This is a genomic window from Candidatus Liberibacter solanacearum CLso-ZC1 (genome assembly GCF_000183665.1).
In the GTDB taxonomy this organism is placed as follows: domain Bacteria; phylum Pseudomonadota; class Alphaproteobacteria; order Rhizobiales; family Rhizobiaceae; genus Liberibacter; species Liberibacter solanacearum.
On record NC_014774.1, the window covers coordinates 1,095,660 to 1,108,520 of the forward strand.

The window sequence follows — 12,861 nt, forward strand, 5'->3', positions numbered from 1 at the left end:
CCGCCTCTTCTGCACTACAAAGCCCTTAACCAAATCAATTAAAAGCTGCGGCAGGGTATTGACTCGCGGAATATATAGTTTTTAGATGATATTAATTTTGCATTAAATATATAGTTGTTAGCTGATATTAATTTGCATTAAATGATATTAAAATACGTATATATGGATAACAATATGAATATAAAAAAGCCAGGTTTAATTTCTATAGTTGCAATGCTATCAACAGCCGTTTCCTTAGGTGGTTGTAACGTTTCCTTCTTAGGTCCTTGTAACGGTTCCTCAGGTGGTTGTAATAAAACGAAACCTAAAGCAGCAGAATCGGCAGCTAAAGCAGCTGAAGTAGCTAAACCTAACCAGCTGACACACCTCCTAAAAAAGCTGGAGAAGCTACAACAGCTGAAGCACCTAAACCAGCTGGAGCAACTACAACAGCTGAAGCACCTAAACAAGCTGGAGCGGCTACAACAGCTGAAGCACCTAAACCAGAGCTGGGAGCAGCGGGAGCTAACTAACCCCGCCTCTTCTGCACAATTTTATCGGTGTACCAGAAACCAAGGATACAAGCGATAATCTCTTGTTCAAATGGGCTTAGGATCGAAAAGGGGCTTCTGTCAAAGATGCCCTCCTTTCACACTCCACCAGACCAATAACGGATAAACAATAATCCAAAAAAGTGATGTCAAAGGACGAACAAAAGCGTTAAAGCCATCAATCCATTGTATGCCACTCTTGACCTTTTGGGCTTTTATTCTTGCTAATCTGATTAGCTGATCAGCTTTGAGTTCTTCAATCTCCAATTTAATATCTGCAAGATCTAGTTGAGTAGAGCTGTTAATCCGTGCCAACTCAAGTTTCATTTTATCATATTCTATCGATTGTTTTTGCATCAGATATTCTAATACACCATCAGCTATTTTCTCAAATACAGACGGGATAAACCGAAGAGCAAATCTAAAGACTTCCCCTACAAGAAACGACTGTATCATCCTTTAATCCAATTCTTGAGATTATAGAGTGCATAGATAATAGCGGAAAGAGAAGCGGTTATTGCACCGCTCGTTTTAATAAATGAAGCAAGACCTTTTGAAGTGTTGAGAATATTCAGAATTTCTTCTATACCTTTTTGTTGCTTCTCGTCCCTCGCCTCTGATGCTTTAAATTGCTCGTCAATATGATCAACCTTGATGGATAGGGTTTGTATTCAGTGGCTAAAGCATTAACGCTTGTTTCGTTGCATACTGTTCTTGCTTTTTAGTCATCCTATATTGCTCCTGCTTTTACGGAGTTCACGATTCATATCTAACCTCTCTTTGTATCCCTCGTTGAAGTACTCACAGAGATTGTCTACTATCATCTTCTGAAAAGCAGCCTTGGCATAAAACAAGTTCTTTAAAGGAATATTGTTAGCGAGTTCCTTAGCAAAGTTGGCATTGGCTTTCTCTCTTTTTTCTTCGTCTTCTCCGAAGATGTTTCTTGCGTCGCCCAAACCAATAATGGTTGAAGCTACAGGGACAGCGTGCAAGAGGTCTTTGAAGTCATGGTGATATTCGTTGAAAAACCTATCATAGTGCGTAAGGGTTCTCGCCGTGAGCAAAGCTAATGTCTTTGGATCGGTAAAATCAATCGAGTTCTTAACCTGTAACAGCCTTTCTTGCTGTGTTGGCGACAATCCCCTTCAGGACATACCAAAAGCTAAGAACTTTGCCCTATAAGACCAAGCGGACATGCCATTTGCTCCACCCTCAAGGATCTTAGGCATAGCTCATAAATGCTTCTCCGCTATAGAAATTGGAGTTGTTAAAAATTGAGAAACAAGACTAAGGATTGGCGTGCCTCCCCTGCAGAGGTCACCAGTAAAATCGTAACTCATTTATTTTGCATGATTTTTTAAAAATATTTATCTTACCTTTTAAAAGGTGCGACTAACCATATAACAATAACTCCGCCTCAACTTCTCTTCTTGCAATGAACCCATTGAGCTTTCTACTACCTATAAAAACCCACTACATTCAAAATAATCTTTTACTTACCTGTATCAACGAGAAAGGATCAAAACAACTATCATAAAAAATAAAAATATAATTCTGTTGCACTGAATATAGTAAAATGAATTCGCCATTTATCATACGTTTTTAATTGCAAATATCATGCGATATATCATCATCATCCATTAGATTGCCAAATGAATTCGTAGCATACATGAGATAAAATATTTTGATCATCCTGACCAAATTAAATCATCAATGTTTTTCTAAACAACTCAATATTTTGATAGACATTACTAATGTGACCCTATACATTATCATTATATATTTTAAACATCACAGAATTTTCAAAAAATAAAATTATTACTTAATTTCATTTAAAAAAATATAAAATAAAGATCTGTTACGAGGAACATGCGATGAGATCTAGTATTATGTTATATTTATTCATTACTCTGGTTCTTATTAGTTGTGATAAAAAAAATGTTCAAAAAAAAGAAAATGCTCCACCTCCACATAGCGCTTCTGTTATCAATGAAAAATCAGTTTGGCACGATGATTTAGCTAATAAGTGCGCTAGCTATGAAACACGTGATATTTGTTTAATTAAGGAAATTGAAAAAAGCGGTTCTATAGAAGCACTGAAAGCAGTTCAATATCTAAATAAAACCAGAGAGATGGGCTACGTATATTCCTTTAGAAAAGAAGGACCTATAGGTATTGCGGAAATTGAATATCCTTTTAGAGCTAATACAAACACTACAACTTTATTGATACCTCCTGCAGGTAAACCGATTTATACTGAGGACATTTACGATGATCTCCTAACTTCTAAAGTTTGGTTAGATTTCAAAAAACAACATCCCTATTCTAATATACAGGACTCTGCAGTACTGATGAAAACAGAAAAAAATAATGATGATATTGAATTTATTTTTTCTTTTCGTGTTGGAACATGCCATGGTTGCGAGGAGACTGCGCGTGTTTATATTAGTTATAAATTCACACATGAAGGTGTTTTTATAAAAAACAACATCTTATATGTTAAAATATCATCTTGAAACCAATCTTTTATTATTTTTTTGAATTGTCTTTTGGGCTCTATCTAAAATTTTTAAGATAAATAGCTGATCTCTTGACAACAAGGGGTTAGCACTGAATATTTTATCTTTGATATACCACCGACTACAACCAGCAATAAATAATAATAAATCAAGAAGGAAATCACTGCTCATAAACCTCTGCACAGTATTACACGCAACATTGATATTATCAAAATCATCTCTATCTTACATATCTACAATACTTCAATTTATTTTTAGAAAAACGTAATGTTCTCTTTGCTATATCATACGCTTGTAATTTGATTATGAGATGACAGTCTACTTTCATCAAAATAAAGTTCAAACTAACTTTTAAATGGGAGAGGCAGAAACAACTTCCCCTAAAGAGTAGCCATTACTTATATGCTATATCCATAGATACTTTTAAATGGTCTGTTATGTGATATAACAAGTCTAATTTTACCATTTCACCCATTTTGACGGCTGTAGCCGGATAATCTGAAAGTAATTCCGGTTGTTTCCAAACAGCCAAAGATCCTCCAATATCTATCTTATTAAAAGAAAAAACTTTGTTAATTCCAAGTCCTCCATAGATAGACATTATTGGATAAATGAACGGCTTTATCCTAGCTAAAACCCATATTTATTTCTTTATCTTTTGTAAAAAATTTGAGAAAAAACGTTTTTCGAGCACAGCATATGAGGTTAAAACTAAACGCATTGATGGTATAACGCCAATATTTTTTGTAATATTTAATATAGGTAAACCTATAGTTTGACCACTAATCATAGACCACAAAGAATAGAATAATTTTAAATCTATTAAATCCAAAGGAGGCAATAAAATCATTTTTTTTATAGAATTCTTTAGAATCTAATCCATATATAAAATGCATTTTTTCATATATGCCGAAATATCACCGAATCGAATTGCTGGATTCGTCATCATGCGGATATAAAAAAAATGGTTCCCTACCCCAAATGTATAGATAGATCCCGTCATTGGATTTATGCTTTTTTTTTCTAAAAAGAAATCTATTCTGCGATAAAAGATAGCTAGCCTCATTGCCACCCAACAATCCATTTTTATCTATCAAATCAGATAATGCACTCACTGTATTTACGGTTACAATTCTATCCTGATAACCAGAATAAAAAATATTCTTAGTGCTAAAATGGGAAAGGATATTAACCAGATTTAATTTCATATCCGTTTCATAAGAAGAATAAGGAACACTCTTATTAGCAATAGCCAAAGTTAATCCCTTGGAAGGATAATATAAAAACTATAAAAAATTGCCTTAAACACTTCAAAGCATTTTGTTTAAGCCGTTCATAGGAAGATTCTTTTGATAGATAAAGTCTCTCCTGAACATTGTTTTCTTTATAACCATGAAAATACCAATTACTTTTAAACAAAATAATTTAAAAATATTTATTAATTCAATATAAAAATAAAATTATTTTAATTTATTATTATAATTATACTGTGTTTTATGTGTATTTAAATAAAAATTTCATAGTAAGTTATTTGTAAAAATATATCTTATTGCATATAATATTATTTATAAATGAATTTATTATCACTTATACTTGATAAATACTATAAAATGATTGGAAATATTCTTTTTTATATAACGCAACATGATTTTTAAAAAATTGCTGTTATCATAATAAGGACCATTGGATAATACTCAACATTTCTTATTATCACAACCAAACCTTCTCATTAACTCCAAAAGCCAAGACAAAGTATTTGTCAAACTTGAATGATGTATTTTATTTTAAAAAATAATTTTCGAATTATTGAATAAGCAATAATTATAAAAAAAGTATCTGTACTTTTTACATATTCAGCAATATTATACCTCTGTTACATAAAAAGCGGTCGTGGCGGAATTGGTATACGCGCAGCGTTGAGGTCGCTGTAGGGAAACCTGTGGAAGTTCGAGTCTTCTCGACCGCACCAAAAAATGTTTCTTTATAGGATAATATTGTCAAGGAATGCTCTAAATATATCAATGTTTCCTGTAGAAAGCCTTCCTCCTGTTCGTTGGTGGGTAACTAATTATCCCATGTCTTATGAAAAATGTCAGATGATCATGGAACGTGAAGTCCAACGAATTGCCTTAGGAAAATCGGAAGAACTTGTATGGGTTCTTGAGCATCCGCCTCTCTATACTAGTGGGACCAGTGCTAATTCCCATGATTTAGTGTCTCCTGAACGTTTTCCAGTTTATAACACAGGACGCGGTGGCGGATATACTTACCATGGACCAGGACAACGCATTGTTTATCTCATGCTTAATCTTGCAAAACGTCAAAAAGATCTCCGTTGTTTTGTTGCTGCCCTTGAAGAAGTCATCATATGTACTCTCAACAAATTAGGTATAATCGGTGAAAGACGTGAAGATCGTATCGGAATTTGGGTAGTTCGCTCAGATAAAACAATAGCGGGAAAGCAATGCTTGGCTGAAGATAAAATAGCAGCTATTGGAATACGAATACGTAAATGGATATCTTTTCATGGATTTTCACTGAATATTTCTCCAGATCTAAGCCATTATTCTGGAATTATTCCTTGTGGAATTAATCAACACGGTGTTACTTCTTTAAAAGAACTCGGACATTTTTATTCAACACAATATATAGATACTCTTATTCGAGAATCATTCGAAAGCATTTTCGGACCAACAATATTGCATGAATTTGAAAAATAAATAATGACGTGATAACAATGCCGTTATAGTGAGAAAAAATATAACTCGTTTTCCTTAATGACACTGATCATTTGAACCATCGCTACTTAAACAAGAGGAGGAATATCGCCTTTCCTCCAATTTTCTTGTGTTTGCATCATAAAATCAGCAAAACAATCTTGAGCAATAGCATTTCTTATTTCTCTCATTAAATCTTGATAATAGAAAAGATTTGCCCAAGAAAGAATCATACCTGCTAACGATTCATTGACATGTAAAAGATGATGTAAATAAGCACGAGAATAATCACGCAATGCTGGACAATTAGATTCTGCATCCAAAGGACGCATATCATCGGTATGTCTTGCATTACGCAAATTTATTTTACCAAAACGAGTAAAAGATAAACCATGTCGCCCTGCACGAGTAGGCATGACACAATCAAACATATCTACACCACAACTTACTGACTTTAAAATATCATCTGGCGTACCAACTCCCATTAAATAATGCGGTTTTTCAACAGGTAATATAGGTAAAATATTCGATAAAATATGCAACATAACTTCTTGTGGTTCACCAACCGCTAAGCCACCAATAGCATAACCCTTCAGATCTAACTCTTTTAGCCGTGCAGCAGAAAAAGATCGCAAACTAATATTATCACCACCCTGCACAATACCAAACAAGGCTTTACCTGGTTGATTACCAAATGCCACAAGAGATCTTTCAGCCCATCTCAACGATAATTCCATCGCGCGTTTTAGTTCTTTCTCATCAGCTGGTAACGCCAAACATTCATCAAGTTGCATTTGTATATCAGATCCAAGAAGATTTTGAATTTCAATAGAATCTTCTGGCGAAACTCGATGTAAACTACCATCTATATGACTCCTAAAACTAACACCTTGTTCATCGATAGAACATAATTTTGAAAGAGACATCACTTGAAAACCACCTGAATCCGTTAGTATTGGCTTGAACCAACGAATAAATTGATGTAATCCACCTAGGCGGGCAATACGATCAGCCCCGGGTTGTAACATTAAATGATATGCATTTCCTAAAATAACATCTGCACCCAAATCACGTACCTGATCAAAGTACATAGCTTTAACAGCTCCAGAAGTGCCGACAGGCATAAATGCTGGCGTTTTAATAATCCCCCTAGGGGTGATAATCTCACCTAAACGAGCATTGCCACTTTTAGCTTTAATATTGAAGCAAAAATTTTTATCCATACCCAACATTTCTATGAGAAAAAATATATTTCTTATCGTAGTAAGAGTTCTACATCAAAAGGAAAGAAAATTAGTTTAATACAAATCATTTTTTCTCTCTGTTATCAATACTGACAGTATAGAGGATGATTTTCAACAAAACAAAAAAAATATTTTTAGAAAAAATACTATTTTCAGCAATTTCTATTACTCCTATTTTTTAATGTTATAAATATTTTATTTTGTTCTTATAACAAGAAAAATTATTTTTTAAAAATCAAACTTGCATCACCGTACGAATAAAAACGATACGAATTGGCAATAGCATGTTGATACATTGTTTTTGTTTCTTCCACTCCACAAAATGCCGATACCAACATTAATAAAGTTGATTTTGGTAAATGAAAATTACTCAGCAATACATCAACAGCACGGAAACGATATCCTGGAGTTATAAAAATATTAGTATACCCTGATAATGGCATTATGATTCCATCTTCTGTTGTTGCTGTTTCTAAAAGACGCAATGATGTAGTTCCAACGGCAACGATACGCCCTCCTCGCAATTTAACAGCATTTAAATCTTGTGCTGTTTGCGCATCTATAAAACCTATTTCACTATGCATAATATGATCATCAGTATCTTCTACTCTAACTGGCATAAAAGTTCCTGCACCAACATGTAGAGTTATAAAATATACTGCAACACCCATAGAAACAAGCTTCGACAAAAGATCAGATGTAAAGTGCAGTCCAGCTGTAGGAGCTGCAACTGAACCTTGAATGCTAGCATATGTCGTTTGATAATCGACATAATCACGTTCATCTATAGGACGTTTTTTTGCAATATAAGGTGGTAGCGGCATAGTTCCTATCAAAGCAATTTGTCTATCTAATTCCGTCCCTGAAAGAGGGAAAACCAGCAGAATTTCTCCTGTATCTCTCTTTTCTATAACATTCGCCTCTAATTTAGATTGACCATCTTGCGAAAAAAAATAGATTGTATCTCCTTGTCTAATAATTTTACCTGGACGAACATAAGCACTCCAACTATTAGAAGAAATACGCATATGCAAAGTACAAGATATCCAATGTTCGCTATCATTTGTACGACGCAATCGTCTTCCTCTTAATTGTGCCGCAATAACTTTAGTATTGTTAAATACAATGGCATCATTAGAATTTAAAAAAATAGGTAAATCACGCACTGAATAATCTGAAATCATTTGAGAACATGATAAATTTGGATATACAACCATGAGACGAGCGCTATCTCTCGGAGATACAGGCCTTAATGCAATTCTAGAAGATGGAAGATGAAAATCAAATTCTTTCACCATCATAACTACATTATCTCCTTAAATCTTAATTCATGTGAATGTTTTATAGTACGATCCATCAGATTACAGATTTTTTTCTGAAAAATATAATAAAACAAAAAATATTAAAGATTAAGTCTTTTCAGAATATTGAAAAATACAATAAGAAAGAGAGCTCAATCACCCGTTATTGTATCTCATGCTTTTTTTTATACCAATAATTCGATACAGTTACTTGCCACGCTCTTTTAAAAAAACACAAACGGGATCTGGTACAAAAGAAGTTATATCTGAGCCTATGGATACAAGATGACGAATCAAAGTAGAAGTTACATATCGAGAAGATTCCTTGGCAAAAAGAGCAATAGTGACAATTTCCGGACAAAGACGACGATTAACAGAGGTCATGCGCATTTCATAATCAAAATCTGTCATATCCCTTAAACCACGTATTATGACTTGAGCAGAAAGATCTTTTGCTAAATTTACAGCTAATCCCTCAAAAGATATGACAGATACTCTGTTTATACTCCCTGGAATCACATCAGCAACAGATTTCATAACTAATTCTGAACGCTCTTGAATCGAAAGAAAATCATCTTGTTTAACAGGATTACAACCAATAGATACCACTACTTCTTCAACGAAAGAAAGAGATTGAATGAGTATATCTATATGTCCATTCGTAATAGGATTAAAAGACCCTGTATAAACAGCCTTCCTCAGCATGCACATGATCCTTTTTATTATTAATCGGAATTAATAGTCATTTTTATTTACAAAACAGAATAAATAAAATGTACCATCAATCGAGACACTGTACTAAAAATTAAAATCTTAAACTAATTTTTTCTCAATATAAAAAAACCATCATCAATATTTTTTTGAAAGAAAAATCATTAATACTTCATCCTATCTAATTTAAAAAATATACTTGGATAGCCAATAATTATAACGAGATCCACTGTTATATTCTTTGTTTTGATTGCTGTAAATGAAAATTATTTAATAAAAAAAGACGATAAAAACTACATTGTGTAATCGTTTTTATCGTCCTTCATCAATACAACAATATTCTAAAATAAAATTTAGTTTATTCTTCTTCTGACACATCAATAATATCAGATTCACTAATACGCTCAACTGATACCACTCTCTCATCCTTCGCAGTAGAAAAAATAACAACTCCCTTTGTAGAACGGCTAGCAATTCTAATATCATTAACAGGAACTCGAATAAGAGTTCCTTTATCAGAAACTAGTATGATTTGATCCTTATCATTAACGGGAAATGCTGATATCAATGGTCCTATTTCATCCATTTTTGAAGTATCAGTAGCAAGAATACCTTTCCCGCCACGACTGGAAATACGAAAATCATAAGAAGATGTTCTTTTGCCAAATCCTTTTTCTGATACGGTCAAGATAAATTGTTCTTTTGACTTTAATTCTTTACAACGCTCTTCCGAAATCTTCCCTTCAATAGAAGAATCATTTTTAAGAACACCACCTTCATCAATATCACTTGCAATAAGACGACGATGAGAAGCCATATACTTCATATAACAAACGCGCTCATCATAATCTGCATCAGCATGGAGAACAATCGCCATAGAGATCACCTGATCATCTTCTGCAAGAACTATTCCCCTTACCCCCACTGAATTACGCCCTGAAAAAACTCGCACATCAGTAATTGCAAATCGAATACATTGCCCTAACTTAGTAGTTAGTAATACGTCATTTCCCTCCATACAGGTTTCAACAGAAAGAATCTCATCCCCTTCATCTAATTTCATAGCAATTTTACCACTACGATTTACCTGAACAAAATCAGAGAGCTTATTACGCCGAACATTTCCAAGTTTAGTAGCAAACACAACATATAAATCACTACAACTCGATTCATCTTCTGGAAGAGGCATAATCGTCGTAATGCGTTCTCCCTGTTGCAGAGAAAGAATATTAATTAAAGCCTTTCCACGAGATTGAGGGGATCCAATAGGCAAACGCCATACTTTTTCCTTATAAACGAATCCTAAAGACGAAAAAAACAAAACTGGTGTATGTGTATTCACGATAAACAAATCCGTTACAAAATCTTCATTACGTGTTACTACGCCAGAACGCCCTTTCCCACCGCGACGCTGTGCTCGATATAAAGAAAGTGGAACACGCTTGACATATCCAAAATGCGAAACCGTCACAACCATATCTTCTCGCACAATACAATCTTCGTCTTCCATATCCAACAAACCATCTACAATCTCTGTCCGACGAGGAGTATCAAGTTCATCTTTAATAAATTTCAATTCTTGTTTGATAATATTCAACAAACGGGATCGTGATGATAGTATCTCTAAGCAATCCTTAATTTCTGTACCAAGACTATTCAATTCATCGCGAATATCGTCTCGTCCTAACCCCGTCAGTCGTGCTAAACGAAGTTCTAAAATCGCTCTCGTTTGAACTTCTGATAGATACATCTTTCCATCACTATTTATAGTATAGCTGGAATCATCAATAAGATCGATCAAATCTTTAATATCTACAGCATTCCAATTTCTCTGCATCAGCTCTCGTCGAGCAGATTCTGGATTTGGAGAAAAACGAATAATACGCACCACTTCATCTAAATTAGAAACAGCAATAGCAAGACCAACTAAAACATGAGCCCTATCACGTGCCTTGTTCAAAAGATATTTTGTTCTTCTGCCTACAACTTCTTCACGAAAAGCAATAAAATTTTTGAGGATTTCTATCAGGGTAAATCGCTCAGGTTTATATCCATTCAAAGCAACCATATTGACGCTGAACAAACTTTGTAAAGAAGTATAGCGGTACAATTGGTTTAAAATAACATCAGCAGAAGCACCTCGCTTCAACTCAATGACTACTCTATAACCTTGACGATCTGATTCGTCTCGCAGATCTGATATATCTACTATACGCTTTTCTCTAACTAACTCAGCAATCTTTTCCAGCATTGCTGATTTATTTACCTGATACGGGATCTCAGTAACGATAATCTTTTCTCGATCACCTTCTGTTTTTTCTATGTGAGTAACGCCTCGTATTACGATAGATCCTCGACCTGTTGCATAAGCACTTCTAATTCCAGAACGCCCTAAAATGATAGCCCCTGTCGGAAAATCTGGACCAAGAATAATCTTCATCATATCATCAAGATCAATATCAGGATTATCAATTAAAGCTATACAACCCTCAATCACCTCTCCCAAATTATGGGTGGGAATATTCGTCGCCATACCAACGGCTATACCACCAGCACCATTTACAAGTAAGTTAGGAAATTTAGCACAAAGAACAACAGGCTCTTGAAAAGAACCATCATAGTTAGGACGAAAATCAACTGTATCTTTGCCCAGATCATCCAGCAAAAAATGTGCCGCTTTTTGCAAACGACATTCAGTATACCTTTCCGCTGCCGGAGGATCTCCATCAATTGAGCCGAAATTCCCCTGCCCTTCAATCAACAATAAACGCAATGACCAATCCTGTGCCATACGTGCCAAAGCATCGTAAATCGCAGCATTACCGTGTGGATGGTATTTACCCATCACTTCTCCAGAAATACGCGCACACTTCACATATTTCTTATTCCACTCTACCCCCATCTGCATCATACCAAAAAGTATACGACGATGGACAGATTTTAAACCATCTCGCAAATCAGGTATAGCACGGCCTAAAATGACATTTATTGCATAGGTAAGGTAAGAATTTTGCATTTCCTCAACTATCGAAACAGAAGTTATGCCCTTCTCACCCTCTTCATCATTGGGTACAATATGCTCGGTCAATGGATTTTACGATCCTTCTATAAAAATTTTAACACACATTACTGTACTAGATAGCTCTCGTACAATTTAAAATTAGACATTAAAAACCTCAAGTTAGAGATTAGATTCACTAAACCCTACTCCTCTTGATGGGATTACTAAAATGGAATCTCATCGTCAAGATCATCAGAGAATACATTATCTTTTGATAGAGATGAATAGCGATTTTCAACAATATTGTCCTTAGAATTGTCGTTGTTCTCTTGATTCCCTTGAGGAGAATCTTTACGCCCATCTAACATAACCATATTACGCATAATAATCTCAGTTGTATAGCGAGTATTACCAGATTGGTCTTGCCACTTTCGAGTTTGAATCGAACCTTCTATATAAACTTTAGAACCCTTTTTAAGATATTGTTCAACTACTTTTCCAAGTTCTTCAACAAAAACAACGACAGAATGCCATTCCGTTTTCTCACGACGTTCACCTGTAACACGATCTTTCCAATTTTCAGAAGTAGCAACACGAATATTGACAATTCTACGCCCATCTTGTGTATGCCGTACATCTGGATCTGCTCCGAGATTTCCTATCAAAATAACTTTATTGACACTTGCCACCATTTATCAAACACCCCTACGCCTCAATTATTTATATAATTGGATACAAAACCTCTGCAGACAAAGATCTACATCTACTCTACAAATGCGAATCAATATAGTCTATTCTCCTTTATTCATATATTCTATTGTTCTATACTACCTTATAC

General features: G+C 34.5%; 11 protein-coding genes, 1 tRNA gene and 1 pseudogene. 4 read left to right on the forward strand and 9 right to left on the reverse strand.

What is annotated here, in order from left to right; translation table 11 throughout:
- Positions 1 to 174: 174 nt before the first annotated feature.
- A complete protein-coding gene (locus tag CKC_RS04955; RefSeq protein WP_013462425.1) occupies positions 175 to 570 on the forward strand; it encodes a small effector proten in 396 nt (131 codons plus the stop codon).
- Here the strand turns inward: CKC_RS04955 and CKC_RS04960 are convergent.
- Together CKC_RS04960 and CKC_RS04965 are read right to left on the reverse strand one after the other, a co-directional pair.
- Positions 509 to 986: pseudogene (locus tag CKC_RS04960) on the reverse strand (hypothetical protein). The gene CKC_RS04955 and the pseudogene CKC_RS04960 overlap by 62 nt on opposite strands.
- Positions 987 to 1,255: 269 nt before the next feature.
- Positions 1,256 to 1,669 carry a hypothetical protein gene (locus CKC_RS04965; RefSeq protein ID WP_013462427.1) on the reverse strand — a complete coding sequence of 138 codons (414 nt, stop codon included), beginning with the start codon at positions 1,667 to 1,669 and terminating at the stop codon, positions 1,256 to 1,258.
- 735 nt (positions 1,670 to 2,404) lie between these two features.
- On the opposite strand from CKC_RS04965, the gene CKC_RS04970 reads away from it, so the two are divergent.
- Positions 2,405 to 3,046: a hypothetical protein gene (locus tag CKC_RS04970; protein WP_013462428.1), complete on the forward strand. Its 642-nt coding sequence runs from the start codon at positions 2,405 to 2,407 to the stop codon at positions 3,044 to 3,046.
- Between the two features lie 397 nt (positions 3,047 to 3,443).
- Here the strand turns inward: CKC_RS04970 and CKC_RS04975 are convergent, their stop codons facing one another.
- Together CKC_RS04975 and CKC_RS04985 are read right to left on the reverse strand one after the other, a co-directional pair.
- Positions 3,444 to 3,650: a hypothetical protein gene (locus CKC_RS04975; RefSeq protein ID WP_013462429.1), complete on the reverse strand. Its 207-nt coding sequence runs from the start codon at positions 3,648 to 3,650 to the stop codon at positions 3,444 to 3,446.
- Between the two features lie 316 nt (positions 3,651 to 3,966).
- Positions 3,967 to 4,305 (reverse strand): hypothetical protein, encoded by a 339-nt coding sequence (locus tag CKC_RS04985; RefSeq protein WP_013462431.1) that lies wholly within the window; start codon positions 4,303 to 4,305, stop codon positions 3,967 to 3,969.
- Positions 4,306 to 4,933: 628 nt separating this feature from the next.
- Between CKC_RS04985 and CKC_RS04990 the strand changes: the two genes are divergently transcribed.
- Positions 4,934 to 5,018 (forward strand) — tRNA-Leu (locus CKC_RS04990).
- 52 nt (positions 5,019 to 5,070) lie between these two features.
- Positions 5,071 to 5,769 carry a lipoyl(octanoyl) transferase LipB gene (lipB, locus tag CKC_RS04995; protein WP_013462432.1) on the forward strand — a complete coding sequence of 233 codons (699 nt, stop codon included), beginning with the start codon at positions 5,071 to 5,073 and terminating at the stop codon, positions 5,767 to 5,769.
- Positions 5,770 to 5,855: 86 nt separating this feature from the next.
- Here the strand turns inward: lipB and tgt are convergent, their stop codons facing one another.
- From tgt to ssb, 5 genes are all read right to left on the reverse strand, one after another.
- Positions 5,856 to 6,989: a tRNA guanosine(34) transglycosylase Tgt gene (tgt, locus tag CKC_RS05000; protein ID WP_013462433.1), complete on the reverse strand. Its 1,134-nt coding sequence runs from the start codon at positions 6,987 to 6,989 to the stop codon at positions 5,856 to 5,858.
- Positions 6,990 to 7,231: 242 nt separating this feature from the next.
- Complete coding sequence (gene queA / locus CKC_RS05005; protein ID WP_013462434.1) at positions 7,232 to 8,311, reverse strand: tRNA preQ1(34) S-adenosylmethionine ribosyltransferase-isomerase QueA; 1,080 nt, start codon at positions 8,309 to 8,311, stop codon at positions 7,232 to 7,234.
- A 207-nt stretch (positions 8,312 to 8,518) separates the two neighbouring features.
- On the reverse strand, positions 8,519 to 9,016 hold the full coding sequence (gene coaD, locus CKC_RS05010; protein WP_013462435.1) for a pantetheine-phosphate adenylyltransferase: 498 nt from the start codon (positions 9,014 to 9,016) through the stop codon (positions 8,519 to 8,521).
- A 364-nt stretch (positions 9,017 to 9,380) separates the two neighbouring features.
- Positions 9,381 to 12,110, reverse strand: coding sequence for a DNA gyrase subunit A (gene gyrA, locus CKC_RS05015; RefSeq protein ID WP_013462436.1), 2,730 nt, complete (start codon positions 12,108 to 12,110; stop codon positions 9,381 to 9,383).
- Positions 12,111 to 12,247: 137 nt separating this feature from the next.
- Positions 12,248 to 12,715 (reverse strand): single-stranded DNA-binding protein, encoded by a 468-nt coding sequence (gene ssb / locus CKC_RS05020; RefSeq protein ID WP_013462437.1) that lies wholly within the window; start codon positions 12,713 to 12,715, stop codon positions 12,248 to 12,250.
- Positions 12,716 to 12,861: the final 146 nt, after the last annotated feature.